Genomic DNA, 25,725 nt, shown 5'->3' on the forward strand with positions numbered 1-25,725 from the left:
GGAATTTGCCGGATGCGCATGGTCATTTTCGGTCTTACCGTGACATCGTCGTGGGGCAACGGCCACGCCACGCTGTGGCGCGGATTGATCCGGGCGATGGCCGGGCTGGGCTGGTCCATCACCTTCTTCGAACGCAACACCCCCTATTATGCCGGTACACGCGATCTCGACCAGTTGGATGGCGGCAACCTTGTCCTTTACCCGGATTGGAACGACATCCAGCGCGTTGCCGAGCAGGCGATGAAAGAGGCCGATGTCGTCATCGTCACCTCCTATTGTCCCGATGCCGTGAGCGCGTCGCGCCTTGCTCACCAGGCCTGTCGCGGGCTGAAGGTCTTCTACGATCTGGACACGCCGGTGACGCTGGCTCGGATCGAACAAGGCGAGCCTCCGGCCTATTTCGGACCGGAAGGGCTTCGCGATTTCGATCTCGTGCTGAGCTACACTGGAGGAACCGCAATCGACGCATTGAGGTCGATGCTGGGTGCACGCCGCGTCATGCCGCTCTACGGCCACGTCGATCCAGAGCGACACCGGCCCGCCCCGCCCAGGCCGGAGTTCGCCGGTGACCTGTCCTATCTTGGAACCTATGCGGCAGACCGCCAGGCCGGGGTCGAGAGGTTGCTGGTCAGCCCGGCTGCGCGCCTGCCGGATCACCGTTTCATTATTGGCGGCGCACAATATCCGCAGGAATTCCCGTGGAGCGACAATATCTTCTTCGTCCGGCATCTGCCGCCGGCCGACCACCCCGCCTTCTTTTCATCATCACGACTGACCCTGAACGTGACCCGCGAGGCGATGGCCGAACGGGGCTGGTGTCCTTCCGGCCGGCTGTTCGAAGCCGCCGCTTGCGGGGCTGCGATGGTGAGCGACACATGGCCCGGACTGGAGGCCTTTTTCCGGCCCGGTGAAGAGATCGTCGTGGCCAACAGCACCGACGACGTGGTCGCGGCGCTCGACCTGTCCGACGCCGAGCTTGACGCGATTCGCCGCCGTGCGCGCGAGCGGGTGCTGGACGAACACACCTCGGCGCGGCGCGCGAAGGAATTCGACCGCATCCTGTCCGATGCACTGCACGGCTCCACGCATGGCGAGCCATTGAAGGAGGCAGTTTGATGTTGGGCATCGTGCCCGCAGCCGGACGGGGAAGCCGCATCCAGCCGCTCGGCTTTTCGAAGGAGCTTCTGCCGGTCGGCAGCCGCATCGACGGCAACACCGAGCGGCCTTGCGCGGTCAGCGAATACCTGGTGCGCCGCATGGTGCGCGCTGGGGCCGACAAGATCTGCTTCGTCATCGGCTCGGGTAAGTCGGATATCCTGGAATATTATTCTGCCGGCTATGCCGACGCGGCCGCTCTGTTTGTGGTGCAGCCCTCTCCGGTCGGCCTTTGCGACGCCATCTTCCGCGCCGCACCGCTCGTCGCAGCCGACGAGACCGTTCTGGTCGGGTTGCCCGACACGATCTGGTTTCCCGAAGACGGCTTCCTGGCCCTCCCGGACGACGGCCTGTCCTTCCTGCTGTTTCCGGTGGACCAGCCGGAGTTCTTCGATGCCGTCGTTGTCGACCCGGACGGCCGGGTGAAGCAAATCCAGGTCAAGCAACAGAATGCCGCATCGAACTGGATCTGGGGTGCGTTCAAGATGCCCGGCCGCACCCTTCATCAGCTCGCCGCGCTGTGGCGGGAACGGGACCGGTGCGACGAATACATCGGCACACTGGTCAACGCCTATCTCGCCGCCGGGGGCGAAGCCTATGGCATCAAGGCTGGCACCGCCTATGTCGACGTCGGCACCTTCAACGGCTACCGCACCGCATTGCGGCTGCTTGAAAGCGCCGCCGGTACCAAGGACGACCAAGCCGCCATTACGCTGCCCGGCCACCAGCACGTCCCTATCCTCGCAGGCGAAGGAGGCTAGCCATGCTGCATTCCGATGCCGAGATCCGCCGCCGTATCAATGCGCTCGGCCCATGGTTCCACAATATGGAGCTGGCCGGCATCGAAACCGCTCCCGACCATTTCCTTGGCAACTATCCGCTGATCAAATGGCGCAAATTCGCCGGCGCGATTCCCGCCGATCTTTCCGGTAAGGCGGTGCTCGACATAGGCTGCAATGCGGGTTTCTACTCGATCGAGATGAAACGTCGCGGCGCCGGCCGCGTGCTAGGCATCGACTTCGATGAAGCTTACCTGGCGCAGGCGCGCTTTGCCGCCGAGGTCGCAGACTGCGACATCGAATTCCGGCAGCTCTCGGTCTACGACGTTGGCGCCCTGCATGAGCGGTTCGACATCGTGCTGTTCATGGGCGTGCTCTACCATTTGCGCCATCCTCTGCTCGCACTCGATCTGATCCGGGAGCACGTCGCCGACGACCTGATGATCTTCCAGTCGATGCAACGCGGCAGCACCAACGTGCCGGCGCTCGAGCAGAACTATCATTTCTGGACCCACGACCTTTTCGACCGGCCGGAATTCCCAAAGCTGCATTTCATCGAGCATCGTTACGCCGACGACCCGACCAACTGGTGGATTCCCAATCGCGCCTGCACCGAAGCCATGCTTCGCAGCGCCGGCTTCAAGATCGTGCTGCAACCGGAACAGGAGGTCTATTTCTGCCGCACCGCCGACGTGCCGGCCGGCGGCGGCGCCGTCTACCCGTCGAAAGGACAGATAAATGATTGAAGCCGCGATGATCTGGAACGAGCCCAACAACAAATCCCACTGGGATCCCGAGCTCGACCCCGACTGGAGCCGCTTCGCCGCTACGGCAATCCTGGCCGCCGACGCAATCGCGGCGGAGAATCCCGCCTTGACCAAGGTGCTGGGCGGCATCTCGCCGATCGATGCCGGCTTCATGACCCGGATGAAGGAATTCGGCGTGCTCGATCATGTCGACGCGGTCGCCGTGCACGGCTTTCCGCTCGACTGGAACCTCTGGCAGATCCACGAATGGCCGCAGAAGGTCGGCGAGATCTCGGCTGTAACCGATCTTCCGGTATGGGTCAGCGAGGTCGGCGTGTCGACCTTCGGCGCCGAGGAGGTACAGGTCTGGGGCCTGCGCCGGACCGCGGAATTGCTGATCGGCAACGCACCGCGCATCCAATGGTACAGCCTCTACGACCTGCCGCGCGAGTGGGAAGCGACGACGCGCCATCGCGAGGCGGAAGGCTCGTCTTACTATCGCCATTTCTACATGGGCCTGCTTCGCCAGGACGGCACGCCAAAGCCCGCGCTCGAGGAGTTCCTGCACCACACGCCGGCATTAGGACTGGTGCAGTGGTTCCATTTCGAAGATCACCGGCTTGATGACGCCGTTGCCTGGATGAAACGCCTCGGTGTCACCAATCTGCGTACCGGGCTTTCCTGGGCCGACAGCTTCAGGCCGAACGCGCTTGACTGGTTCGACCGGCAGATGGAGGCGCTGGCCGACTTCGACGTGACCGTTACTTTCTGCTTCACGCCGGAGCATCGCGGAATGATGCCGCACCACAGCAGTCCGCCGCTGGTGCCGGAGGAATTCGCCGAGTTCTGCGCGGCAATGACGCGCCGCTATGCCGGCAGCATCGCTGCCCCTTCCGTCGGCAGGCTACGCGCCTCCGCGGCGTGAGGAGCTTCGGCTCTCCAGCCATGACGCTCACCGTCCTCAACGTCGCCTATCCCCTCGCCCCGGTCGGGCCGGATGCGGTCGGTGGCGCCGAGCAGGTGCTGTCGATGCTCGACCAGGCGCTCGTACAGGCCGGACACCGCTCGATCGTGATCGGCTGCCAGGGCTCGAGCGCTGCGGGCACTCTCATCGAGACGCCGGCCGAACCGGGCGTGCTCGATGAAGCGGCGAAGTGCCGGGCGCAGCGTGCTCATCGCGCTGCAATCGCTACCGCACGCGCTCGCTGGCCAATCGACGTGGTTCATTTGCACGGCATCGATTTCGACGCCTATCTGCCGGGCGACGGGCCGACATTGGTGACCCTGCATTTGCCGCTCGACTGGTATCCGGCCGACGCTCTCAATCCGACACGGGAGGATCTGTGGCTGCATGCGGTATCAGCGGCTCAGCAAAGAACCGCGCCGCCGGGAGCCAGGCTCATCGAACCGATCCCGAACGGAGTGGACATCGACGCGCTCAGCGAGCGGCAGGCCAAGCGCGACTTTGCCCTCGTGCTCAGCCGCGTCTGCCCGGAAAAGGGCATCCATCTGGCGCTGGACGCAGCCAAGAAGGCCGGTGTGCCGTTGGTCATCGGCGGCAAAGTCTACCCTTACGAAACCCACACCGCGTATTTTCGCGACGAGGTCGAACCTCGGCTGGACGACCGGCGCCGCTTCCTTGGTCCGGTCGGCTTTGTCGCCAAGCGGCACCTGCTGAACACAGCCCGATGCCTAGTCATCCCGAGCCTTGCCGCGGAAACCAGTTCGCTGGTCGCCATGGAGGCGCTCGCCTGCGGCACACCCGTGGTGGCCTTCCCGAATGGCGCACTGCCGGATGTGATCGAGCACGGCAAGACCGGGTATCTGGTCGGGGACGTCGACGAGATGGCGCAGACCATCCTTGCCGCGTCCGGCCTGGATCCCGAGACCTGCCGGGCCGAGGCGCAGCGGCGCTTTTCACTCGACCGCATGGTTTCCTCCTACGTGGACGCCTATCGGGCGCTGGCACGGCTCGGCACAGACAGCGGGCAGCTCGCGACGGCGAAGTGAGCGGAACATGCTCCGCGGTGAGATCATCGACGATCCGGCCGGCCTCGAAGCCCTTGAGCCGCACTGGTGGGAACTCTGGTCGCTCAGCCCCTCGGCGACGCCGTTCCAGTCTCCCGCATGGTTGCTGCCATGGTGGCGGACATTCGCTCCCGGCGAGCTAGCGACGGTCGCCGTCTGGCGTGGCGACGATCTGGTCGGCCTGGCGCCACTCTATCTGGAACGCCAGGGCGCCGGCGCGCGGCTGCTTCCGCTCGGCATTTCGTTGAGCGACTATCTGGACGTCCTCTGTATTCCCGAAACCGCCGAACCGGTCGCCGTCGCCATCGCCGACACGGTTCTTTCTCTCGGCTGGTCGCAGTGGATCTTGCAGGACCTGCCTCCCGGCGGCGCTGGCCTTGCCATCAGGCATGCCGCGCTCGAATCGTGCCAAGCCGTCAGTCATGCTGCTTGCCCGGTGCTCGCTCTCGCCGGCGACCAGACGCTTCAAGGCTGTGTTCCGGCGCGGCGGAGGCGCCAATTGCGCCGCGCCCACAGGGCCGCGTCGAGACGCGGCAGGGTCTCCATCGAACCCGCTTTGTCCGATCCGCAGACATTCCTCGATCACCTGATCCGCCTTCACCGAGCACGCTGGGCCGGACACGGCGACGGCGTTCTGTCCGATTCCCGCGTGGAGGCATTCCACCGTCAGGCGCTGCCGCAGCTGGTCGCACAAGTGCTTGCCCGATGCTGGCTCATCACCATCGGTGACGTGATCGTGGGCGCCTATTACGGGTTCCATGATCGGGGCCGCGCTTACGCTTATCTCGGTGGCTTCGATCCGGACTATGCCGATGAAAGTCCCGGCGCGCTGCTCATCGGCCAGGCGATAAGGCAGGCGATCTGCGAAGGCGCGGAAGAGTTCGATTTTCTGCGCGGACAAGAGGCCTACAAATACAGCTGGGGCGCCGTCGACCGGTGGACGATGCGCAAGATCTGGACGCGGAGCAAAGGTCAATGAGCGCGACCCAGCCAGGACCTCGGCGGTCGACGTCAGCAAGGCGGGTGCTGGAGGACTGCATGGCAGACGGTGCCGGCGTCGAAGCCGTCATCGCCAGGCTGGCTCTCCGTTTCGAGACAGGAATCGAAGCCGCAGAACTGGCGAAGATTGCACAAAACACGCATTCGGCCGATCCGCGAAAGACGGCAAAACTACGACGGATTGCGGACCTGCTTCAGCGCAGGCCTGAGATCTTCGCCACGCTGCGCAAAACAGGTGCTGCCGTTCGGCACGAGCGTGGCGATGGCGAGACCGACGATGCGGTCGTCAACCGGCTGGCGGCAGGGTTTGACGCGGCGGCGGCGATCTCCCCGGCGGCGAGCGTCCAGCTGTCGTCGCTGGGCGATGAGGAAAAGCTCGCGGCCGCTACGGCTGAAATCGTTGCATGGCTGGAGAGGCGAGGCTTTACCGGAACCGGCCGCGACATACTGGATATCGGCTGTGGCATCGGTCGGTTCGAACAGGCGCTCTCCGCTCTGTCGCACCGGATCGTCGGCAGCGATATATCCCCGGCGATGATCTCGATCGCCCGCCGGCGATGCGCCGGGCTCGGCAATGTAGAATTCCGCCCTACCCGCGGTTTCGATCTTGCCGATTTTCAGGATGCCAGCTTCGACCGCGTGCTGGCCGTCGACAGCTTTCCCTATCTGGTGCTGGCCGGCCTCGCGGAACGACATTTCGTGGAAATCGCACGCGTGCTGAAGAGGCCAGGCATGGCCGCGCTTTTGAATTATTCATATCGCGGATCGCCGGCGCTGGATCGCGCCGACGTTCATAACTTCGCCAATGAAAATAGCATGCAAGTTGTCGTCGACGGCGAAAAGCCGTTCCGGCACTGGGATGGCGATGCCTTCCTGCTTACGATTTCCGGCGGAACATTGCGGCCCAACGCAGGTTCGGATGCCGAACGGGAAAAGCCGCTATTCGACAGCAGGAAGGAGGACGAGATGGCGTCCGGCAGCAAGAAGCACATCGGTCGCGGCAGTCACGGCAAAGGCGCCGGCGCTGGCGCGATGACCGATCTTCCCAAGGACAAGATCGGAGAGAACGCCGTTCTGTCCAACAGAGACAAGAAGCAGCACACCAAGGAGCGTGGGCTCGACGGCAATCGGGTCAAATCCGAGCAGTACCAGGATCATTCAGCGGATCGGCGGCCTGAAGACTGATCGTTGCGGCAGCATATGGCTTGCAGCCGGTGAGCAATTGAAACGCAGCGAGAGCCCAACCGCTGACGAAGCTGTGCAAGGACCGAAGCCGGTCGCATGGATGGCCTGCAAATTCTTGCAAACTCGCACTGTTGCCACCAGAGTGAGATGAAGGGACCAACATTTGCCAAGAGAACGCGATGTCTCGCGCAAGGGAAGATTCCGTCGGCACGCGCGCCGATCTGACGATAGACCGGAAAATCGCTTCCTTGCTTGCGGCAATCGAGCAGGAAAGGGTTCCTGACCGGCTGACCAAACTTGCGATCGAATTGCAGCATGCGCTTGTCGAAAGACGCTTGCGCGGAACCAGTAACTAACGTGACATATATTAGCGGCGCCTCTCGGCTTCGAAGTCCAGTTGTCCTTCGGACAGATAGCTGCGCCTTTCCATCAGGGTTTGCGAGGAACTTTCGCCTAGGTATTCAAGCACGCCGGCGCGGGCCCTGTTGAGCCGGCTCTTCACGGTTCCCACCGCGCAACCGCATATTTCGGCGGTTTCCTCATAACTGACGCCCAGCACGCCTATCAGCATCAGAACCTCGCGCTGATGCTCGGGAAGGCTCTGGATGGCCTGGTGGACTTCCTTGCCCTGTACGGACCATTCCTGCGTCGCTTCCGAGATCGGCCGCAGCGAAGCACAGTCGAGCAGGCCAGGCGCTTCCCTCACGGCGGCCCTGACACGCGTGTAGTAGGTGTTGCGCATGATCGTGAAGAGCCATGACTTCATACGCGTTCCAGCTTCGAACTTGTCAATGTTGGCCAGGCCCTTGGTCAGCGTCTCCTGGACCAGGTCGTCGGCATCATCGGGAGTGCGGCAGAAGGTGCGGGCGAAAGCCCTCAAAGCGGGTATGAGGTCGACGATGGAAACGTCTTCGGTTTCGCGGGTCGCTAAGGCGTAGGCTGTGGGTGGCAATGGTCCAGCTCCCGTCCAGAATGAGTTCGCGAGCGCAGACCAGTTAAATGCATTGGGCGAAAGATCGTTCCGGTTGGCGAAAATCACCCGACTCCAGAAAACCGGAGAGGGCTTGGCTGAGCAATCCCGGCCGACGGCGATATTTTTGACGGAACAACCATCGGGATCGCGGAGTTCAAAATCAAGGTCGTCCGACAATTCGGGCGGCGCCATTTGGCGCGTCGAAATGCGATTCGCAGCGAGCCTTGGCCGCGACCTCAAGGGCGGCCTGCCACCTCAAGAAACAGGAGGAGTCCATGACCGGAAACAAGCACGCCAAAGGCAAAACGCCGGCCGATAGCGATCTTGCCAACGATCCCGGCATCGGCAGTTCCAGGGGCACGATCAAGGAGGGCGACCGGCTCGATCAGGGCACCAATACGTTCGAAGGCGATGTCGAGAACGACACCACACCGCAAGGCGGTATCAATCCTCGGCAAAAGATGCGGACCAACAAGTGACCGGCCGCGCACGATCGAACAAACCTGCTGCAACCCGTGCAGCAATCCCGCGTTAAAGAGCATGAGCCTCGGGTCCGCCCCGGGCGTTGATGCGACAGGCTCTTTCGCGGAGACACAGATGACAAAAAAATTGTTTGGCCGCCCCGTTCCAATTCTCGTCGGCCTTGGTTTCCCTCGCTATGTCGAAAATATCTGGCAGGCCTATGACGTCTTAAATGAATGGCCGAGCCGCGGTCCGGCGCACAAGGCGGCGTTCGACGCCTGTCGCGCCGGGCTGGCTGACGAGGTCGACGTCGAGACGGTGCGCGCGGCGTTCGATAAATTCGCCCGCAAGGCGGGCATTCTGGCCTACGATATCGCAGCCGAAACACCAGCACGCGCCAAAACAGCTGCGAAGGCCTACGACGTTTGGCTGAAACGCCCGTCGGACAGTCGTGTAGACCCTGAAGACACGCAGCTTGCTTGAAGCGACACCTTGCTTGAACCGGGAGGAACACGGTGCAGAGAATAGAGTTCGATACACCTGTTTGCATCTATTTCGGCAAGCCCGGGCGATCGCGATTGGTCAGTTCCGTTTTCGAAGCAGTACATTGCCTGAAAAGCGAGAAATGGCCGGCGCGCAATGCCCCACTGGCGCTGGCGGCCGCTGATGTATTGAATCGCGCCCGAACCGGTGAAATTACGGCCGGCAAAGCGCGGCAAGCGTTTGTCGACGCCGCGTGGGAGGCAAACATTCTGGTCGAAGGCGAGCCGCATGACGGGCATGCCACGACAGCACAGCGGGTAAACCTGTAGGTGCCTCCCGCAGTTCCGTGCAAAGCCCGCTTTATCGCGAATGATTGGCGTTCTCGGCCTTTTTCTCGCGCTGTTGCCTGAGGATTTCGTCGGTTCCGACCAGCTTCTTCGATCCGCCGGGAATCGCGGTGGACACAACCGCCGGTGGGTCGCTTGCCGGGAAGGAATCTTCCAGGCCTGCCTGCAACTGGTCTTCCAGCGTTTGCGGCTCTTCAGAGCGGCCGGGGGTCCTTCGGGTATCTACGCTCTCCAGCGGCTGTGTCATGTCCGGTGAAGACCTGACTTCTCGAATCCAGCCATAGAGCTGTTCGATGGCAAATTCCTTCATCGTGTCGAAATCGGCCTTTTCGTCACGCAATGCCTCGATTTGGTCGACCATGGTCTTCTCGAAACGTTCGAGGCTATCGCTTCCGCAAGCCCGGCAGAGACGCACCAGCGCCTCGCGCAATATGAGTGGCGCAAAGTGCGCCGTGGCCTCAAGCCTGAGCTGCTGCAAACGCTCCGGGGTAGCGGCTTGGAACTTCGACATGCTCGACCTCTTCGCCTTGTGGAGCATGTCAACGAAAATTGTCGGCGGATGTTCCATCGGCGGCCGCGGCATCGCTCGATCCTCAACGGTGCGCGCCACCACCGACTGCCATGCGGATACCGAGACCGACGACGACGCAGCCTGCCACCCGCTGCTGCCAGAGCCTTACCTTCGGTCGTTTCATAATCCAGGCCCCGAGCGTGCCGGATGCGAGTGCATATGTGCCCAGCACCAGCACACCGGTCATTTTCTGGGTGCCACCGAGCAGCAGCAATTGCAGCGTGACCGATCCGCGAGCAGGATCGACGAACTGCGGAAGGAATGCCACCATAAAGGTTATCGGCCAAGGATTTATCAGATTGGCGATCATTCCTTCGCGTGCGGCCACAAGCGGTCCGACATTGCGCGCCTCCTCGACGGCGACGCTGGCTGACGGCAACAGCACCAGACGCGATCCAAGCCAAACGAGATAGGCTGCACCCGCCCAGCGAAGCATGGCAAAGGCAAGCGGCGATGCCTGGAGCAGCGACGATATGCCGAGGGCAAGGAGCGGCAGCTGGACCATACCGGCGCCGAGGGTCATTCCGAGGACGGTGAACAGGGCAATATCACGGCCCTGCCCGATGCCGCGCGCAATCACCAGCAGACTGTCGGGCCCCGGCGGGATCTGCATCAGGATGACCGTTCCGACAAAAGCCGTCCACGAAGCGGGATCCACGCCGCTACTTCGCCCCGGTTTCGTAAGATGCCTTCGCGCTGTCCTTCAACCGGCCGGCATCTCGCATCGTCTGAGTGCTTCGTCCCTCGTCAGGCCGCACCTGCGGGCAAAAAAATCGATCTCATAGGCCAACTCGGCCGACAGGTCGTGTTTGGCATGCATTCTTCGCTTGTGTTTGCGTGCGCCCATTCAGGCTCGGTCCCGGATACGTTAGTCCTCCCGAACTCACATCGGATCAGTCGGTTCCACTGCCGGACCAATCCGCTTTCCGCAGGTTTTCTCACGCGCTGTCTGGCCGGCCCACCCTATCCTTGAGTTCGTTCAGGAACGCGAGCAGCGCGTCCTCAGGATCGTCGGCCTCTTCGGTCAGCATATCGATGCCCCAGTGGCCGAGAACAGCCTCCTGGACGATGCTCGGCTGCGACATGAAGATGAAGGATTTCGGGCGGCTCTTCTCGTAGCCCGACCGCCGCCAGGTCTGCCAAAGCCTGTGCAACAGCAGACGGATGTTCATATCAGACATGCTGTAGCCGATGAACAGGATGGTGCGCCCCAGCGCGTCGGCGCGAAACTTAACGTCGAGCGGCGAATCGAACGAAAGCCGGTCGAAATAGTCGGTCTCCGCCAGGACCAGCGATTTGTCGTCGTCGAAATCGCCGTGGAATTTGATGATCTGCGTCACCTCGCCGGTCGTCTTGGGCAAGTCCTTTGCGTTGGCCACCTTCACAAAGGGCCGGCCATGAATCTCGAAGGCAACCTCGAGGTTGCGATCATAATTGGTGGTGTAGATGATCGGAAAATCGAGCGATACGATGAGCTTGTGGATTGCCGACCGCCGTACTTCTTCCCGCGAGACGCTCCATTCACGATCCATCCAACTGCGCAAAGGGCCGAGGCTCCCCTGCTTCAGCCGGTAATATTCGGCAAGCGCCTGATAGCTGGCCTCCGGTGCGCCGATCATGTCCTCGTCAAGGCCGAGCTCGTTTTGCATGTGTTCGATGAGCTTTTGCCAAGACGGCAAGCCGACGCTCATCGACACCCCGGCTCCAACGAACAAGATAGCTCGTCGCTCTTTCACCGATTGAGCCAGTTGCTCGACTGCGGACAGCATTCGACACAACTGCCAGAAGTGCCGCTCTGTTCCGACGGCGCCTGGACCATCGCAAGAATAACTCCGATTTCCGGTTGAGTGCCAACACCCAGATCGGCTGTCCCGAGTTCCGGTCCCCGAGTTTGTCCGACCGGATCCGATATTTATTTCGTTCCCTTTGGCACTTCTGCGCCTCCTACGCGTTGGAGAGTGTTCAACAAAGACGGCGCAGCTAATGGATCGCCATCGGATTGTCTCGGTAGCATTATGTCTGTTCCTGCTTACGATCGCCGCCGTCCAGCAAAAGGCTTGGGCTCAAGCACCTTGCCCGGCCGACCATGACAAGTTGCTGGCCGCCCTCAAGGCCAACGTCAAATCCAGCGGCGGTCCCGGCAATGGCGGCTTCGACACTAATGAATGGGCGGCAGTCGTGGCTCGCGACGGAACTGTCTGCGCCGTCGCCTTCAGTGGGCCTACCGCCGACGCCCAGTGGCCTGGCAGCCGGCTGATCGCCGCCGAAAAAGCCAATACCGCCAACGGGCTCAGCCTCGCCCACATGGCGTTGTCCACCGCGAACCTCTATGCGCCGGTGCAGCCCGGCGGTCCTCTATTCGGCCTGCAGGCCACCAATCCGGTCAATCCAGCGGTGGCCTATGCCGGCGATCCTTCGACGTTTGGAAGCTCCAGCGATCCATTGCTGGGAAAGCCTATCGGCGGTGTCGTCGTGTTTGGCGGCGGCCTGGCTCTCTACGACGGCAAGGGGATCGTCGGGGCCTTGGGGATAAGCGGCGATTCCTCCTGTGCCGACCACAATGTCGCCTGGCGTGTGCGCGCCGCGCTCGGGCTGGATAAGGTACCGGCAGGCGTCAACCCAAACCGCAAGGACGCTATCATTTACGACCTCGATCCCGGCGGCAAGAGCGCCTCCGGCTGGGGCCATCCATTGTGTGCCGGAAGCGAGGCGGACGTGGCGGCGGAGCTTGGCGCCGGGGTCGGCGGCTCGATACGCAAATGAGGAAAGGGCGACAGGTGGCGGCGAAAACTCGTGTGTCAGCCAAAGGCGGAAACAGGCCAATGGCTGCGAGGCTGGGATGGACGCTGCTGGCGGGGTTTGCACTGATGACGGCGGCGGTTGCTCAGTCTTTATCAGGCCCTGCGATAAATCCGCCGGCCGCAGCTGCTCCGCCCGACGACGGCCAGTGGGCGATGCCGGCAAAGAACTACGCCTCGACCCGCTACAGCGAACTTGCGGAGATCACCGAAGACAACGTCAAAAACCTGCAGGTGGCCTTCACCTTCTCGACCGGCGTCAACAAGGGTCAGGAGGCTGCGCCCCTGGTCGTCGGCAACGCGATGTACATCGTGACGCCGTTTCCCAACATCCTCTATGCGCTTGACCTTACCAAGCCCGGCGCGCCGATGAAGTGGAAATTCGAGCCCAACCCCGAGCCCGCCGCACAGGGAGTTGCCTGTTGCGACGTGGTCAACCGTGGTGCGGCCTTCTTCGACGGACGCATCTATTTCAACACGCTCGATGGTCATGCCATCGCCGTCGATGCGGCCACCGGCAAACCGGTCTGGAACACCCATATCGGCAACATCAATATCGGCGAGACCATCACGATGGCGCCGCTGGTGGTGAAGGGGAAGGTACTGGTCGGCAATTCCGGCGGCGAAATGGGCGTACGCGGCTGGATCAAGGCGCTCGACGCCGGCGACGGGCACGTCGTCTGGACGGCCTACAATACCGGCCCGGACGCCGAGGTGCTGATCGGCCCCGATTTCAAGCCGCATTACGACATGGACAAGGGCAAGGATCTCGGGGTGACATCGTGGCCGCCCGACGCCTGGAAGATCGGCGGCGGCAATGTGTGGGGCTGGATCTCCTATGACCCGGACCTCAACCTGATCTTCCACGGCACCGGAAATCCCGGTCCGTGGAATCCGGATCTGCGGCCCGGCGACAACAAATGGACCGCCGGCATCTTTGCCCGCGATCCCGACACCGGCGCAGCCAAATGGTTTTACCAATGGACCCCGCACGATTTGCACGACTACGACGGCATCAACGAACAGGTGCTGCTCGACATGACCTGGCAGGGCAAGCCCCGCAAGGTGCTGGTCCGACCGGAACGCAACGGCTACGTCTATCTGTTGGACCGCACTACGGGCGAAGTACTGTCGGCAGTGCCGTTCGGGCCTGTCAATTCCAGCAAGGGCGTCGACCTGAAGACCGGCCGACTGATTGTAAATCCGGATAAGAAGACCGGCACCGGCAAGGTCGTCCGCGACATCTGTCCCACCGCATCGGGCCTCAAGGACTGGCAACCTTCGGCGTTCTCGCCCAAGACCGGCCTGCTCTACATCCCGCATAATAACATGTGCATGGACGAAGAAGGCGTCGAGGTGAATTACATCGCCGGCACGCCCTATGTCGGCATGAACGTGCGCATGATTCCCGGGCCGGGCGGCAATCGCGGTGCATTTACTGCCTGGGATGTCGCCGCCGCCAAGCCAGCGTGGAGCCTGAAGGAGAACTTTCCGGTGTGGAGCGGCGCCGTCGCCACCGCCGGCAACGTCGTATTCTATGGCACGATGGAAGGCTGGTTCAAGGCGGTCAGCGCCAGGACCGGCGAACTGCTTTGGCAGTTCAAGACGTCGTCCGGCATCATCGGCCAGCCGATCACCTATCGCGGCCCGGACGGGCACCAATATGTTGCGGTTCTTTCGGGCGTCGGTGGCTGGGCCGGTGCGATCGTATCCGGCGATCTCGACCCGCGCGACGCCACCGCCGCGCTCGGCTTCGTCAACGTCATGAAGGATCTGAAGGATGTAACCACGCCGGGAGGTACGCTGTATGTGTTCCGGCTGCCTTGAGACGATCGGCCGCGTTATGTGCTCACGGAAAACGCGTTCGCGGCGGCTTGCCGCCGCGGTTGGCGCACTGGCGCTCTCGCTTGTGGCCGCCGTTGCCGATGCGCGCGAGTTGAGGATCTGCGCAGATCCCAACAACATGCCGTTCTCCAATGCCGCCCGGGAAGGCTTTGAAAACAAGATTGCCGAACTCGTCGCCCGGGAGCTGGGTGCGACTGTTTCCTACACGTGGTGGGCACAGCGGCGCGGCTTCGTCCGCAACACGCTGAAAGCCGGCCTGTGCGATCTGGTGCCCGGCACGCCCGCCAATCTCGAGATGCTGCGCACCACGGCGCCCTACTACCGGTCTTCCTACGTCTTCGTGACACGCAGGGATGCGCCGGAAATCGCGTCCTTCAACGATCCTCGCCTGCGCGATCTGCACATCGGCGTCCAGCTGATCGGCGACGACGGCGCCAACTCGCCACCCGTCCAGGCGCTCGGCAGTCGCGGCATCGTCGGTCATCTCGTCGGTTTCCCCGTCTATGGCGACTATTCGGCGCCGAACCCGCCAGCGCGCATCATTGAGGCGGTCGCGAATGGCGACATCGACATGGCCGTCGTCTGGGGACCGTTGGCCGGCTACTTCGGTGCCAGGCAAAAAGTACCGCTGCGGATTACGCCGGTTGCACCGCGCATCGACGGTCCGCTGCTGCCGATGATCTACGACATCTCGATGGGCGTGCGCCACGACGACGATGCGCTGCGCAGCGAGGTAGACGCAGCGCTCGCCAAACACCGCGCCGAGATCGATGCAATCCTGGCGGCATATGACGTGCCTCGCCTCGACGTCGCCGGGGCGGCAGCGCGATGAACCGCGGCCTTCCATGCGTGCTGTCGGCGATGCTCGTTCTTGCCGCTTGCCAGCGTGAGGAACGCGACACGCGTCCACAGTCGGCGCTCGGCTCGGGCGACCAACCGGCAGCCGTCACAGCCCTCGAGCCGGGCGGCCAGCGGCCAGCCTCGTCCAACAACAAGGCCGGAGTGTTCGAGGCCAACGCCTTCCACCTCAGCGAGGGCAAGCGTCTGTTCAACTGGTTCAACTGTTCCGGCTGCCATGCCAATGGCGGTGGCGGCATGGGCCCGGCGCTCATGGACCAGAAGTGGCTCTATGGCAGCTCGATCGAAAGCATCCACGCCACGATCAGGGACGGTCGGCCAAACGGCATGCCGAGCTTTCGGGACAAGATCCCGGACGACCAGATCTGGGAGCTTGCCGCCTTCGTCCGCGCGTTGAGCGGCAACGCGCCAAAATCGGCTGCGCCGAGCCGCGACGACGACATGATGCCCCATCCGTCCGAAAATCGCCTGCCGGATGCCGCGACTTTGGGGAAGTCGCCGTGAACCGCCTTGTTTGCAGCGTGTGCTGCGGCGCAGCCTGCATGCTGCTCCTTGCAGGATGCAGCGGCTGGCAATCCGCGCTTGACCCAAAAGGCCCGGCCGCGGGCGAGCTTGCATGGCTGATCTGGTTCTTCACAGCACTGTGCACGGTGGTCTGGCTTTTGGTGATGGCCGTGCTGATCCTGCCATTGGCCCGACGCCCCGCGCCGGTCGGCGATCCGCTTGTCCTCGACGCTGCCGCCGAGCGCGGCAAGATGCGAATTGTCGTCGCCGCACTCGCCGCTACCGCCCTGATCCTGGTCGGCCTGACGCTGCTGAGCTACTTCGCTAACCGGACGCTCGCCGCCATCGGCTCGGATGCGGCGCTGACGATCCGGGTGACCGGGCATCAATGGTGGTGGGAGGTGCGCTACGAAAACGATCAGCCGAACCGCATCCTGACGACCGCCAATGAAATCCACATCCCGGCGGGCGAGCCGGTGCGGCTTGTAGTAACCTCGACCGACGTCATCCATTCCTTCTGGGTGCCGAACCTCTCGGGCAAGCTGGACCTCATTCCAGGCCACGAGAACGTTCTCGATCTGAAGGCTGACAAGCCCGGCGTCTATCGCGGCCAGTGCGCCGAGTTCTGCGGCGCGCAGCACGCCAATATGAGCACCTTCATCATCGCCGAACCTCGGCCCGTCTTCGACGCGTGGCTGAACGATCAGCTGCGGCCGGCAGCTGCCCCCTTGTCGACCGAGGCCAAAACCGGCCACGACCTGTTCCTCAAACGGCCATGCGTGATGTGCCACAAGATCGGCGGCACCATCGCCGGCGGTACAGTCGCTCCCGACCTTACACATATCGCAAGCCGGCGGACGCTCGCTGCCGGAACGCTGGCGATGAGCCGCGGCAATCTCGCAGCCTGGATAGCCGATCCGCAAGGGATCAAGCCAGGTGCCCACATGCCCGTGGTGGGACTGAACGGGGACGAGCTGAATGCGATAGTAGCCTATCTCGAGGGCTTGAAATGAGCAGCGCCGACCTAGCCCATGGGCGAGACCTCGCCCAGCAACGCGCCGCAGCACAAAAGGGTGACCTGGCTCCCGAGCGCGACGGCCCTCGCGATACCGGCCTCGACGACGCCAGCCTCGAGCGCTGGCTGGCGCGGACATGGCAGACCGTGCCGGGCATCATCGGTGCGCTCTCGAGCGTCGACCACAAAATTGTCGCGCGGCGGTACCTGATCACCGCTTTCGTCTTCCTGTGCCTCGGTGGCCTCAGCGCCGTTGCCATGCGCATCCAACTGTCGGGGCCGGAGCGCGGGCTGATCGGGCCGGACCGCTACAACCAGCTATTCACCATGCATGGCGTGACCATGATGTTCCTGTTTGCAGTGCCGATCGTTCAGGCGACCGGCATCTATCTCGTGCCGCTGATGGTCGGCACCCGCAACATCGCCTTTCCGCGCCTCAATGCATTCAGCTTCTGGATTTATCTCTCCGGTGGCCTCTTCGCCTGGGTGTCGTTTGCACTCGACATGGCGCCCGACGTCGGCTGGTTTTCCTACGTGCCGCTGTCCGGTCCTGAATTCGGGCCAGGCAAACGTTCCGACGTGTGGGCGCAGATGATCACCTATACCGAAGTGTCGTCGTTGGCGGTCGCGATTGCCACCATCGTCACCGTGCTGAAGCAACGCGCGCCGGGCATGTCGCTGGACAAGATTCCGCTCTATGTCTGGGCGATGCTGGTCACCTCTTTCGTCATCGTGTTCGCCATGCCGGCGGTCATGATCACGTCGACCTTCCTGATCCTCGACCGTCTGGTCGGCACACATATCTTCAATCCCGCCGAGGGTGGCGACGTACTGCTGTTCCAGCACCTGTTCTGGTTCTTCGGCCACCCCGAAGTCTACATCATTTTCCTGCCGGCCACCGGCATGGTGTCCTCGATCATCGCCGCTTTCGCCCGGCGTCCGGTATTCGGCTATCTGGGCATGGTTCTGTCGCTGATTTCGGTCGGCTTCCTGTCGTTCGGCCTGTGGGTTCACCACATGTTCGCAACCGGCCTACCCAAGCTCGGCGCGAGCTTCTTCACCGCCTCAAGCATGCTGATCGCCATCCCGAACGGGCTGCAGATCTTCTGCTGGCTGGCGACATTGTGGGACGGACGCCCGATAATCAGGACGCCGCTGCTGTTCGTGTTCGGCTTCTTCTTCACGTTCGTCGCGGGCGGCCTGACCGGCGTGATGCTGGCGTCGGTGCCATTGGACCTGCAAGTACACGACACCTATTTCGTTACCGCGCATTTCCACTACGTGCTGATCGGCGGGTCGGTGTTCCCGCTGCTCGGCGCGACCTATTTCTGGTTCCCCAAGATCACCGGCCGGATGATGAGCGAGCGTCTTGGACGCTGGCACTTCTGGCTTGCCTTCATAGGCTTCAATGCGGCGTTCTTTCCGATGCACATTGTCGGCCTGTGGGGCATGCCGCGCCGGGTCTACACCTATCCGGTGGAGCTCGGCTGGGGCAACATCAACCTGTTCATCACAGCCGGCGCGGTCGTCCTGTTCCTAAGCTTCGTTCTGTTCACCATAAACCTGGTGTACAGCGCCTCGAGGGGCGCCCCGGCCGGGGACAATCCCTGGAATGCGGGCACGCTTGAATGGGCGACAAGCTCCCCGCCGCCGAGCTATAATTTCGCTCGGATTCCGGTGGTTACCCACTCCGAGCCGCTCTGGGCCGAACGTGACACGCTGCCTGTCGCGACCGGGCTTCGCGTCGACGTGCGCGAACTTGTTATTTCGACCGTGGCAGAAGCGTATCCAGATGTGCGCGAGAAGTCCGCGACGCCGTCGATCTGGCCATTGTTCGCCGCGCTCGCCGTCGGCGCCACCTTTCTCTATTCGATCTTCAGCCCGTGGGCGGTGGTCTGGGGAGCCGGGCCAATCGCCATCACTTTGATCGGTTGGTTCTGGCCGAAAGGCGATCCGGAGGATGAGGAATGAAACAGCGTCCTGCCGCCGATCTTTCCAAACTCCCGACCTTCGGGATCGGACCGCGCAGCCCGACCTGGTGGGGCACTCTCGCCTTCATGGCGCTGGAGGGCACCGGCTTCGCGCTCGCCGCAGGCGGCTATCTTTACCTCGCCTATCTGTCGCCCGAATGGCCATTGGGCGTGCTGCCGCCCAACCATTGGCCGGGCACCATCGTCACGCTGTTGCTGCTCGCCAGCGTGGTGCCCAACCACATACTGAACCGCTACGCCGAAGCCTGTGCCATGGTGCCCGTGCGCATCGGCCTGATCGTCATGACGCTGCTCGGTATCGCACCGCTTGTCGTGCGGTGGTTCGAATTTCCGGCCCTCAACATCTATTGGGATACCAATGCGTACGGCTCAATGCTGTGGGTCCTGCTCGGCCTCCACACCACACACCTGATCACCGACGTCGGCGACACGCTGGTGCTGACGGTCCTGATGTTCACGCGCCATGGCTACAGCGGCCGGCGTTTCGGGGATGTTGGCGACAACGTCTTCTACTGGGATTTCGTGGTCGCGACCTGGATCCCGATCTATCTGTTGATCTATTGGATGCCGAGGCTTGACTGAGATGCGTGCGCTTCGCTTGGGCACATCATGGGGCGGGCTGTTGTCCGGGCCTTTGGCCTGGGCGGTGTCGACGCAGCTGAATTACGCGGTCGTGGAGTGGCAGTGCGCCCACGGCATTCCTGTCATACCGGTCGTTGCGCTGATGCTGACAGTGCTGGCCTTGCTCGGCGGGGCGCTGTCGTGGCGGGCGCGACAGCAAGGTGGCGCCGCCTTTAAACCGGACCGTGCGCGCGGCACTGAAGATTTCGTCGCCAATATCGGCATTCTCAGCGCGTTGCTGTTTGCGCTGGTAATCGTCATGCAAGGCGCCGCCTCGCTCATTCTCGACGGCTGTCTGCGATGAGCTTCGACGCGCTCTTCTCGACCTCGATCTGCTACGGTGCCGGTGCCCCACAGGCCGGCTGGACGCTGGCGTTGCCGATCACGCTGCCGCTAACCATGGTCGCACTGCTTTACGCAGCAGGCGCCTTTCGGTTGTGGCGGCGGAGCGCCCGCAGCCGCCCGTTGCGGATGCGGCAAGCCCTGCTGTTTGCGATCGGCTGGGCCATTTTGGCGGCAGCACTGGTCAGTCCGCTCCATGCATTGGGTGAGCGCGTTTTCACCGCCCACATGATCGAGCACGAGCTGTTGATGGCGGTGGCGGCACCGCTGCTGGTCGCCTCCCGTCCGGCGGCGGCGATGATGTGGGCATTGCCGATCAAGCTGCGGCTGGCATTTGGCGCAGCCGGGCAGGCGAAGGTGCTTCGAACCGTTTGGGCCGCCATCAGCCGCCCCGTTGCCGCGACCTTCCTGCACGGCGTCGCGATATGGGCGTGGCACGTTCCGGCGCTGTTCGAGGCGGCGCTTGCGCAGGGTGTCCTGCATTATGCGCAACATGCCAGCTTCTTCGGTACAGGGCTGCTGTTCTGGTGGGTGCTGCTGCCGCGTTCAGGCCGCGAACAAGCCTATGGCAGCGCAGTCATGCACCTCTTCTTCACCTCGCTTCACACCGGCCTGCTCGGGGTGCTGCTGCTGGTCTCGCCAAGGCTGTGGTATCCGGCAAACGCAGCCGGTGCGAAATTGTGGAACCTTAGTTCGCTCGAGGACCAGCAGCTCGCCGGTCTGGTGATGTGGGTTCCGGCCGGCCTGATCTATGGCGGCGCGGCTTTGCTGGTGGCCGGCCTGTGGATCCGCTCGAGTGGACAGAGAAGATGGGAGACGTCGCATGCGCTCCAAGCTATCTAAGCTGGTCATTGGTGCCGGGACGGCAATTGCCGTGCTGGCCGCAGCTTGGGCGGCGCTGACATTGTGGCCGGAGCGCCTCATCAGTGTCGCGCATAAAACGCACAATGCCACCAGCAGCATCGGCGTGCGCGCCACATCGCGCTTCACTCCGTCCGGACCCATACTCGGCGCTGCAGCAATTGTCGTGCTCGTTGCAGCCCTGGCCGGGATCGCGTTTTACTTCGAGCAAAGCCGTCGAGTGGAGCAGAAGGCCGACAATGCAACCGGCGGTGTTGGCGCCCGCGCCATACCTATCATGATGGCCAATGGCTGTGCTGGATGCCACACGATCACCGGCGTTCCCGGCGCGCAGGGAATGGTCGGTCCACGCCTCGACGCCAGCTTGGCCACGCGGGTCTATATCGGCGGCGTATTGTCCAACAACCCGCGAAACATGGTCCGTTGGATACGGGCCGCAAGGGAGATCAATCCGCACACGGCAATGCCTTCGACCAGAATTTCCGAGCAGGAGGCGCGGGATATCGCCGCCTATCTCTATTCGATGAAATGACATCGTTGCTCGCCTAGTCGAGATCAAACCCTGCCGGCGGTCTACCGATGCCGGTTTGCAGGGATCGGCAATCGTCACCGCCTTCGGCTCGATGCCTTAGTTGCCGTCGAACCTTTCGGAACCGGCCCGCATCGGCGAGGCTGCCCGCGATCACGTCGGACATCGCCGAGCGCCGCTATGCCCGGTAATCTGCTGTGCGGATTGTTTCGCGGGCATCTCGGATATGAGCTTCTTTGGCGAGTGGGCCGAGTGCAATCTCGACGTCGTCGTCCCAGTCGAATTGACGGGGTGGTTGTTTTTTCAGAATTGGACAGTGCTGCTGAGAATTGCGTGCCACGCCGTGGGCAGACACGCCTCATGGAGCCGAAGAACCGAACGGATTCAGAGCGAAGATCGGAACGGACCGGAGCGCCTCGGCTAATGACTTGAGCGCCGCGATCACATTTGTCAGCGGAAGGTTGCGGGCTCCTAGCCGACTTCGATGTTCCAACCGCGAGGCGATCGCGGTCGGAGTCGCCACGAACGACCGCAGCGCAATCACGTCGTTTCGGGAGACTCGTTCGATTTGCGAGCCTCGTAGGTCTCCGGCAAACGATCGCGAATGGCTTCCTCGGTTTTGCTTGCCGTCTTTTTCACGACTTTCTCGACGCGGTCGACCAACGTCTCGGCGTCGCCACTGGAACCCTGTCGGTCAGCCTCTTCCTTTACAGTCTCATATGCTTCGGCGGCGACCTGCTTGGCTTGCTCGACGCCTTCCTCAAAGACTTCCTCGGCACTGTCACGAAGTTTGTCGCGGTATGGGCCGAGTTGCGCGTCTTCCGCGGCTGTGTGAGGCAGCATCACGCCGATGGCGGTGCCCACGGCAAGGCCCACCGCGGCCATTGCCAGAGGTTCGCGCTGGAACAGGTCCTGCGCCGACTGCCGTACCCGCCCCGATATATCGGTGGCTGCCGAGCCGAACTGCCCGACCGTGCTTCCTAACCTTTCTTTGGCGCCGCTCGCAACGTCTGCCACAGCCTCAGTCGCACCGCCTGCCACGGACGCAACCGAACGGGCGGCATCGGAGAGCATGGAGCCGGCGGAACCTTCGCCCTCGGCACCGTACTCATCGCCGCGTGAGTCCTGCCAGGCCCCCAAGCCCCTCTGGTCAGAGAAGTTTCGGGTGCCGTCAGGTTCCCTGCCGGTCGAATAGGCCCCAAGTGCTGAACTGTCTACCGACGTGCCCTTGCCTAGCATCAGCCAGGCCAGGCCCGCGCCGACCAATGTAAGCGGCAACGGATTGTCCCTGACCTGAGTCTTAAGATTGCTGAGCATGGCGGATCCCTCGCCGCTGAACATCCCGGTGAATTCGTCGATCAGCTGACCTGGTGTCATCTTGCTCCGGATCGAGTCTGCCGTGTCCGTTATCTTGGCACGGGCAATGTCGGCATCGCGTTCGAGTTCGGCTGCGGATTTGTCGGTCATCTTATCTGGTCCTTGATCACGCGTGCGTCGCGTTTAAGTTGGTCTTGTGTCCGGTCTGGGGTCAACTCTGAGGGAGCCATGCTTGCCTTGCCGGAGCGCAGGAGTATGACGCCCAGTACTGCCACCACGACGCCGACGAGCAGCGAGGACCATCCGGCTCCCAGGCCGGCGCTCGCCAAGGCAATCACCAGCGCCTGCAAAAGCACCATCAGGGCGGCAAGCAGGCAAATGACGCCTCCCATTACCTCCACGGCGCCGGCGCCGGCCTTGCTTAACTTTTCTGACATTTCAGCCCGCAACAGCCTGCTTTCGGTTTGAAGCAGTGTTGTGACCTGCTGTGCCAGATCGCTGACAAGGGTTGTCAGGCTGCGAGTGTCCTGGTTGTCAGTCATGGGTTTCGCTCCAGGCTTGCATTGGCCCAGTCATCGCCGGACTGATCGGATCCTAACGGGGCTGGTTCAACTGGCTCTGCCGATCGCCATCCCGACTCATTCGAGCTAGGACCCGTCTCGGGCGCCCGGCCTGTTCCCGACTGGCCCGGTGCTCCGGTTTGGGCAGAGGGTGGCGAGCTCTTGATGAACCGCCCCAAAGCCAGGCCTGCCAATACCGAGCCGGCGATCAGCGCCCCCGAGTTTTCGCGGCCGAACGACTGAATTTCGCCAAGCACCTCGTCGAACGGTTTATCCTTCAGGGACGAGGAAAGCCGCTCGAGCCCGCCTGCGGCGTCAAGGGCGAATTTCGAAGCGGTCCGTTGATCATTGTTGGCAAGATGCTCGCTTGCCGCGCGCAAAGCGCCGCTGAAGGCCTTGAGACTGGCGCTCATGTCGCGCTGCGTTCCCTCCGCCTTGTTGAACAATGCTTGCTTTGCTTCCGATGCGTAATCTCCGGCTTTCCTGGTGATCTCGTCACGCGCATCGTGGAGCGCTTCCGTCGCGGTCTGCTTTTCCCGTTGTAGTCTTTCCGAAAGCTCGCTTCTGGCTGTCTCGAAATCGGCCGTCTGACGGCCTTGATCGTCTTTGTCCTGCATGGTGTCTCCTAGTGGAATCCGAGGAAGGAGAGGATCGCAAGCACGACGACGACAAGGCCGATGAGATAAATAACACTGTTCATGGCGCAATCTCCTCCACTGCGCACCGAACTTGCATGTGCTTCCCGTGTTCCCCTCAGGCGTCATCTTTTTGTAAGCGAAGCCTAACCAGCCTCAAGACGGGATCTTGTCCTGTGCCGATGGGCGTGAGCGCGCGGTTGGAAATGATACGAGACCGGACTCCGGTGCGACTTACAGGTCGAGACGCACGTCCGCTCCGGCAGATATTCGCGGTGCAGGGGCCGGAATTTTCCGCAGTGCTTTGACTGGGCATTATCGCAGTGGGACCTGCCTGCGACCTACCACTCGATCGCTGGCCGCGCGATCATCAGCCAGAAAATCCCGAGCACGGCAGCGAAGGCGGGGAAGCCGAAGGCGAACCACAACCAGAACAGCCTATGATAGCGCGGCGGCAACGGCGCGCCTGCAGCGGCGGCTTGCGATGCCAGCTTGCGCATCTCCATTTGCATCCAGACGACCGGGAGCCAGAACATTCCGGTGAAGATATAGAGCGCGACCGAAAGTACGATCCAGCCCTCCGACAGCGAGTAGCCTGCCTGCCAGGCGAGCGCGGCTCCAGTCAAAGGTTGCGCGACCACGGCCGTCGCTGTGAAAACGAAGTCGGCGACGACGACGATACGGGCCACCGCCGCAACCGTCGCGGCATTGCCGGTCCTGTGGGCGAGCAGCATGAAGAAAGCGATGCCGGCGCCGGTGCCAAGCAGCACAGATGCGCCGATGACATGCAGAAATTTCAGCAGGAAATAGAGCATCAGCGCTCCTCCAGCACTGCCAAGGCCACAAAGTGCAGCACCAGGATCGGCAGCACTTTGAGGAACGGCCCAAGCGGGTCGTTCCACAGATCGGGGCTCAGGAAGCTTCCGACGACCAGATAGAAAAGCGAGAGCGCGATGCCGCCATAGAGGCCTTTTCGCGCCGCCGGCCGCCAGGCTATGAGCACGCCGATGGCGATGTCGGCAAGAGCGCCGGCGATCACGATCGGTGCCGATAAGATGCCGGCCCCCGTGCCTTGCATCAGATCGACGCCGCTGCCGTAGCCGGTTGTCAGCGACACAATTCCCGTCATGATCCAGAAGACGGGCAGGACGACGAAGATCGCCGGCTTGATGAAATACAGCCGGGCAAACCATTTCTCCTGCACCGTTGCCGGATTGAGCGCGAGGAAGCCCGCCAGGGTTTGCGGGCGTATGCCGGTCGCGGCGGTCCAGTCCGAGGGATCTCCAACCGCTCCTCGGGCGATCTCCCTGGCCGCGTTGGTGCGCATCGGTGGACGCCAGCCGAACATCGCGGCAAGGTCGCCTAGGCCGTAGAGAAGCCTTGCAACAGGCGCCGGCAAGACAAACCTGGCTGCCGGAGCCCAACCGAGCCATCGGCGATAACTGCCGACGACCTCGTCCATGCTCAGTTGTTCGGGACCGACAAGTTCCAGCACGACGCGAGACGGACTGGCGGGATCGAGAAGGAAAACGACCGTTGAGACCACATCGTCGAGTAGTACCACCTGGAGCCGGCCGGTGCCGGGCATGGACGGCAGCACTGGCAGCGAAGCGAGACCCCGAAACAATGCGCTGGCCCCAAACACCGGCCGGCCGAGCACGACGGACGGGCGCAGGACCACCCAATCCAGATCAAGCGTCATAAGCGCCTGGTCCCCGGCCAGTTTCGTCGCCGAGAACGCCGAAGGCTGCGCCCGATCGACGCCGATCGCCGAGAAGTGGATCACCCGGGCAACCCCTGCCCGCGCACAGGCGAGAAAGAGTGCGACCACCGCATCGCGATGGACTTCGCGCGTCTTTTCACGGGGGCTGTCCTGCAGAACGCCGGCACAATTCACGACGGCGTCGACACCCCTGAGATGCGGTAGCCAGTCTTCGGGCTGCAGCGCCACTGCCATGTCCAGCACCAGCAATTGGCAATTGCCGGCCCGGTTTGCACCGGGGCTGCGGACCAATCCGATTACTTCATGCCCTTCGGAAAGAAGGCGTGCAACGACGGAGGCACCGATCAGGCCGGTCGCGCCGGTAACCAGGACTTTCACTGAACCCCATTCTCCGACGG

The 25,725-nt window shown here is 62.7% G+C and carries 29 protein-coding genes and 1 pseudogene; 21 read left to right on the plus strand and 9 right to left on the minus strand.

The genetic code is table 11. The features are described 5' to 3' along the window. Positions 1–12 precede the first annotated feature (12 nt). The 8 genes and pseudogenes from NKH17_RS00630 to NKH17_RS00665 all read left to right on the plus strand — a co-directional run bounded on the left by NKH17_RS00630 (position 13) and on the right by NKH17_RS00665 (position 6,892). Positions 13–1,116 (plus strand): CgeB family protein, encoded by a 1,104-nt coding sequence (locus tag NKH17_RS00630; RefSeq protein ID WP_352897868.1) that lies wholly within the window; start codon positions 13–15, stop codon positions 1,114–1,116. Continuing rightward, positions 1,116–1,916 (plus strand): nucleotidyltransferase family protein, encoded by an 801-nt coding sequence (locus NKH17_RS00635; RefSeq protein WP_352505429.1) that lies wholly within the window; start codon positions 1,116–1,118, stop codon positions 1,914–1,916. Before NKH17_RS00630 ends, NKH17_RS00635 begins: the two co-directional genes overlap by 1 nt. A 2-nt stretch (positions 1,917–1,918) precedes the next feature. After that, positions 1,919–2,680: a TIGR04290 family methyltransferase gene (locus NKH17_RS00640; RefSeq protein WP_352505430.1), complete on the plus strand. Its 762-nt coding sequence runs from the start codon at positions 1,919–1,921 to the stop codon at positions 2,678–2,680. Next, entirely contained in the window at positions 2,673–3,605 is a 933-nt protein-coding gene (locus NKH17_RS00645; protein ID WP_352505431.1) for a glycoside hydrolase 5 family protein, read from the plus strand. The genes NKH17_RS00640 and NKH17_RS00645 overlap by 8 nt, the downstream gene beginning before the upstream one ends. A 20-nt stretch (positions 3,606–3,625) precedes the next feature. Continuing rightward, on the plus strand, positions 3,626–4,690 hold the full coding sequence (locus NKH17_RS00650; protein ID WP_352897871.1) for a glycosyltransferase family 4 protein: 1,065 nt from the start codon (positions 3,626–3,628) through the stop codon (positions 4,688–4,690). Between the two features lie 7 nt (positions 4,691–4,697). Then, the gene (locus NKH17_RS00655) at positions 4,698–5,687 is read left to right on the plus strand and encodes a GNAT family N-acetyltransferase (protein ID WP_352897873.1); all 990 of its coding nucleotides are present in this window, start codon (positions 4,698–4,700) and stop codon (positions 5,685–5,687) included. A gap of 59 nt (positions 5,688–5,746) precedes the next feature. After that, positions 5,747–6,481 (plus strand): annotated as a pseudogene (locus NKH17_RS00660) (class I SAM-dependent methyltransferase); the annotation flags it as partial. Between the two features lie 192 nt (positions 6,482–6,673). Continuing rightward, on the plus strand, positions 6,674–6,892 hold the full coding sequence (locus tag NKH17_RS00665; RefSeq protein WP_023676213.1) for a hypothetical protein: 219 nt from the start codon (positions 6,674–6,676) through the stop codon (positions 6,890–6,892). A gap of 367 nt (positions 6,893–7,259) precedes the next feature. Here the strand turns inward: NKH17_RS00665 and NKH17_RS00670 are convergent, their stop codons facing one another. After that, positions 7,260–7,844: a sigma-70 family RNA polymerase sigma factor gene (locus NKH17_RS00670; RefSeq protein ID WP_254818908.1), complete on the minus strand. Its 585-nt coding sequence runs from the start codon at positions 7,842–7,844 to the stop codon at positions 7,260–7,262. A gap of 296 nt (positions 7,845–8,140) precedes the next feature. On the opposite strand from NKH17_RS00670, the gene NKH17_RS00675 reads away from it, so the two are divergent. The 3 genes from NKH17_RS00675 (at position 8,141) to NKH17_RS00685 (ending at position 9,139) form a co-directional block, all read left to right on the plus strand. After that, positions 8,141–8,344 (plus strand): hypothetical protein, encoded by a 204-nt coding sequence (locus NKH17_RS00675; protein WP_254818814.1) that lies wholly within the window; start codon positions 8,141–8,143, stop codon positions 8,342–8,344. A gap of 118 nt (positions 8,345–8,462) precedes the next feature. Beyond that, positions 8,463–8,810, plus strand: a complete 348-nt coding sequence (locus NKH17_RS00680; RefSeq protein WP_254818815.1) for a DUF982 domain-containing protein — start codon at positions 8,463–8,465, stop codon at positions 8,808–8,810. A gap of 32 nt (positions 8,811–8,842) precedes the next feature. Beyond that, positions 8,843–9,139 carry a DUF982 domain-containing protein gene (locus tag NKH17_RS00685; RefSeq protein ID WP_352897875.1) on the plus strand — a complete coding sequence of 99 codons (297 nt, stop codon included), beginning with the start codon at positions 8,843–8,845 and terminating at the stop codon, positions 9,137–9,139. A gap of 31 nt (positions 9,140–9,170) precedes the next feature. On the opposite strand, the gene NKH17_RS00690 is transcribed toward NKH17_RS00685, so the two are convergent. From NKH17_RS00690 to NKH17_RS00700, 3 genes are all read right to left on the minus strand, one after another. After that, complete coding sequence (locus NKH17_RS00690) at positions 9,171–9,767, minus strand: hypothetical protein (protein WP_352897877.1); 597 nt, start codon at positions 9,765–9,767, stop codon at positions 9,171–9,173. Next, a complete protein-coding gene (locus NKH17_RS00695; protein ID WP_352897879.1) occupies positions 9,751–10,386 on the minus strand; it encodes a LysE family translocator in 636 nt (211 codons plus the stop codon). Before NKH17_RS00695 ends, NKH17_RS00690 begins: the two co-directional genes overlap by 17 nt. A gap of 280 nt (positions 10,387–10,666) precedes the next feature. After that, positions 10,667–11,497, minus strand: a complete 831-nt coding sequence (locus NKH17_RS00700; RefSeq protein ID WP_254818819.1) for an SIR2 family NAD-dependent protein deacylase — start codon at positions 11,495–11,497, stop codon at positions 10,667–10,669. A 214-nt stretch (positions 11,498–11,711) separates the two neighbouring features. Between NKH17_RS00700 and NKH17_RS00705 the strand changes: the two genes are divergently transcribed. From NKH17_RS00705 to NKH17_RS00750, 10 genes are all read left to right on the plus strand, one after another. Continuing rightward, positions 11,712–12,491 (plus strand): heme-binding protein, encoded by a 780-nt coding sequence (locus tag NKH17_RS00705; protein ID WP_352897883.1) that lies wholly within the window; start codon positions 11,712–11,714, stop codon positions 12,489–12,491. A 104-nt stretch (positions 12,492–12,595) separates the two neighbouring features. Beyond that, positions 12,596–14,353 carry a methanol/ethanol family PQQ-dependent dehydrogenase gene (locus NKH17_RS00710; RefSeq protein WP_352476766.1) on the plus strand — a complete coding sequence of 586 codons (1,758 nt, stop codon included), beginning with the start codon at positions 12,596–12,598 and terminating at the stop codon, positions 14,351–14,353. Continuing rightward, a complete protein-coding gene (locus tag NKH17_RS00715) occupies positions 14,334–15,203 on the plus strand; it encodes a substrate-binding domain-containing protein (RefSeq protein ID WP_352645207.1) in 870 nt (289 codons plus the stop codon). The genes NKH17_RS00710 and NKH17_RS00715 overlap by 20 nt, the downstream gene beginning before the upstream one ends. Beyond that, the gene (locus NKH17_RS00720; protein ID WP_254818823.1) at positions 15,200–15,733 is read left to right on the plus strand and encodes a c-type cytochrome; all 534 of its coding nucleotides are present in this window, start codon (positions 15,200–15,202) and stop codon (positions 15,731–15,733) included. The genes NKH17_RS00715 and NKH17_RS00720 overlap by 4 nt, the downstream gene beginning before the upstream one ends. A 38-nt stretch (positions 15,734–15,771) precedes the next feature. Continuing rightward, complete coding sequence (coxB, locus tag NKH17_RS00725; RefSeq protein WP_352645205.1) at positions 15,772–16,746, plus strand: cytochrome c oxidase subunit II; 975 nt, start codon at positions 15,772–15,774, stop codon at positions 16,744–16,746. Further along, positions 16,743–18,719, plus strand: a complete 1,977-nt coding sequence (ctaD, locus tag NKH17_RS00730; RefSeq protein ID WP_352897885.1) for a cytochrome c oxidase subunit I — start codon at positions 16,743–16,745, stop codon at positions 18,717–18,719. Before coxB ends, ctaD begins: the two co-directional genes overlap by 4 nt. Beyond that, positions 18,716–19,321 carry a cytochrome c oxidase subunit 3 gene (locus tag NKH17_RS00735; RefSeq protein ID WP_352897887.1) on the plus strand — a complete coding sequence of 202 codons (606 nt, stop codon included), beginning with the start codon at positions 18,716–18,718 and terminating at the stop codon, positions 19,319–19,321. Before ctaD ends, NKH17_RS00735 begins: the two co-directional genes overlap by 4 nt. A gap of 1 nt (position 19,322) precedes the next feature. Beyond that, positions 19,323–19,664 (plus strand): hypothetical protein, encoded by a 342-nt coding sequence (locus tag NKH17_RS00740; protein WP_352612694.1) that lies wholly within the window; start codon positions 19,323–19,325, stop codon positions 19,662–19,664. Next, complete coding sequence (locus NKH17_RS00745) at positions 19,661–20,545, plus strand: cytochrome c oxidase assembly protein (RefSeq protein WP_352969871.1); 885 nt, start codon at positions 19,661–19,663, stop codon at positions 20,543–20,545. The genes NKH17_RS00740 and NKH17_RS00745 overlap by 4 nt, the downstream gene beginning before the upstream one ends. Beyond that, positions 20,526–21,095, plus strand: a complete 570-nt coding sequence (locus NKH17_RS00750) for a c-type cytochrome (protein ID WP_352897893.1) — start codon at positions 20,526–20,528, stop codon at positions 21,093–21,095. The genes NKH17_RS00745 and NKH17_RS00750 overlap by 20 nt, the downstream gene beginning before the upstream one ends. 537 nt (positions 21,096–21,632) lie before the next feature. On the opposite strand, the gene NKH17_RS00755 is transcribed toward NKH17_RS00750, so the two are convergent. From NKH17_RS00755 to NKH17_RS00775, 5 genes are all read right to left on the minus strand, one after another. Continuing rightward, complete coding sequence (locus NKH17_RS00755) at positions 21,633–22,559, minus strand: hypothetical protein (RefSeq protein ID WP_352969874.1); 927 nt, start codon at positions 22,557–22,559, stop codon at positions 21,633–21,635. Beyond that, on the minus strand, positions 22,556–22,951 hold the full coding sequence (locus tag NKH17_RS00760; RefSeq protein ID WP_254818831.1) for a phage holin family protein: 396 nt from the start codon (positions 22,949–22,951) through the stop codon (positions 22,556–22,558). Before NKH17_RS00760 ends, NKH17_RS00755 begins: the two co-directional genes overlap by 4 nt. Then, positions 22,948–23,676: a WXG100 family type VII secretion target gene (locus tag NKH17_RS00765; protein WP_352737253.1), complete on the minus strand. Its 729-nt coding sequence runs from the start codon at positions 23,674–23,676 to the stop codon at positions 22,948–22,950. The genes NKH17_RS00760 and NKH17_RS00765 overlap by 4 nt, the downstream gene beginning before the upstream one ends. A gap of 269 nt (positions 23,677–23,945) precedes the next feature. Next, positions 23,946–24,419, minus strand: coding sequence for a DUF2269 family protein (locus tag NKH17_RS00770; RefSeq protein ID WP_352897898.1), 474 nt, complete (start codon positions 24,417–24,419; stop codon positions 23,946–23,948). Then, positions 24,419–25,705, minus strand: a complete 1,287-nt coding sequence (locus NKH17_RS00775) for an SDR family oxidoreductase (protein WP_352897900.1) — start codon at positions 25,703–25,705, stop codon at positions 24,419–24,421. The genes NKH17_RS00770 and NKH17_RS00775 overlap by 1 nt, the downstream gene beginning before the upstream one ends. Positions 25,706–25,725: the final 20 nt, after the last annotated feature.

The organism is Mesorhizobium sp. M1334 (assembly GCF_040317995.1).
Classification (GTDB): domain Bacteria; phylum Pseudomonadota; class Alphaproteobacteria; order Rhizobiales; family Rhizobiaceae; genus Mesorhizobium.

Coding starts and splice junctions, on each gene's coding strand:
- NKH17_RS00720 (WP_254818823.1), top strand. CDS start 15,200: ATGAACCGCGGCCTTCCATGCGTGCTGTCGGCGATGCTCGTTCTTGCC.
- ctaD (WP_352897885.1), top strand. CDS start 16,743: ATGAGCAGCGCCGACCTAGCCCATGGGCGAGACCTCGCCCAGCAACGC.
- NKH17_RS00760 (WP_254818831.1), bottom strand. CDS start 22,951: ATGACTGACAACCAGGACACTCGCAGCCTGACAACCCTTGTCAGCGAT.
- coxB (WP_352645205.1), top strand. CDS start 15,772: ATGCTGCTCCTTGCAGGATGCAGCGGCTGGCAATCCGCGCTTGACCCA.
- NKH17_RS00650 (WP_352897871.1), top strand. CDS start 3,626: ATGACGCTCACCGTCCTCAACGTCGCCTATCCCCTCGCCCCGGTCGGG.
- NKH17_RS00715 (WP_352645207.1), top strand. CDS start 14,334: ATGTGTTCCGGCTGCCTTGAGACGATCGGCCGCGTTATGTGCTCACGG.
- NKH17_RS00630 (WP_352897868.1), top strand. CDS start 13: ATGCGCATGGTCATTTTCGGTCTTACCGTGACATCGTCGTGGGGCAAC.
- NKH17_RS00675 (WP_254818814.1), top strand. CDS start 8,141: ATGACCGGAAACAAGCACGCCAAAGGCAAAACGCCGGCCGATAGCGAT.
- NKH17_RS00755 (WP_352969874.1), bottom strand. CDS start 22,559: ATGACCGACAAATCCGCAGCCGAACTCGAACGCGATGCCGACATTGCC.
- NKH17_RS00635 (WP_352505429.1), top strand. CDS start 1,116: ATGTTGGGCATCGTGCCCGCAGCCGGACGGGGAAGCCGCATCCAGCCG.
- NKH17_RS00740 (WP_352612694.1), top strand. CDS start 19,323: ATGCGTGCGCTTCGCTTGGGCACATCATGGGGCGGGCTGTTGTCCGGG.
- NKH17_RS00640 (WP_352505430.1), top strand. CDS start 1,919: ATGCTGCATTCCGATGCCGAGATCCGCCGCCGTATCAATGCGCTCGGC.
- NKH17_RS00665 (WP_023676213.1), top strand. CDS start 6,674: ATGGCGTCCGGCAGCAAGAAGCACATCGGTCGCGGCAGTCACGGCAAA.
- NKH17_RS00745 (WP_352969871.1), top strand. CDS start 19,661: ATGAGCTTCGACGCGCTCTTCTCGACCTCGATCTGCTACGGTGCCGGT.
- NKH17_RS00705 (WP_352897883.1), top strand. CDS start 11,712: ATGGATCGCCATCGGATTGTCTCGGTAGCATTATGTCTGTTCCTGCTT.
- NKH17_RS00655 (WP_352897873.1), top strand. CDS start 4,698: ATGCTCCGCGGTGAGATCATCGACGATCCGGCCGGCCTCGAAGCCCTT.
- NKH17_RS00750 (WP_352897893.1), top strand. CDS start 20,526: ATGCGCTCCAAGCTATCTAAGCTGGTCATTGGTGCCGGGACGGCAATT.
- NKH17_RS00645 (WP_352505431.1), top strand. CDS start 2,673: ATGATTGAAGCCGCGATGATCTGGAACGAGCCCAACAACAAATCCCAC.
- NKH17_RS00680 (WP_254818815.1), top strand. CDS start 8,463: ATGACAAAAAAATTGTTTGGCCGCCCCGTTCCAATTCTCGTCGGCCTT.
- NKH17_RS00735 (WP_352897887.1), top strand. CDS start 18,716: ATGAAACAGCGTCCTGCCGCCGATCTTTCCAAACTCCCGACCTTCGGG.
- NKH17_RS00710 (WP_352476766.1), top strand. CDS start 12,596: ATGACGGCGGCGGTTGCTCAGTCTTTATCAGGCCCTGCGATAAATCCG.
- NKH17_RS00770 (WP_352897898.1), bottom strand. CDS start 24,419: ATGCTCTATTTCCTGCTGAAATTTCTGCATGTCATCGGCGCATCTGTG.
- NKH17_RS00700 (WP_254818819.1), bottom strand. CDS start 11,497: ATGCTGTCCGCAGTCGAGCAACTGGCTCAATCGGTGAAAGAGCGACGA.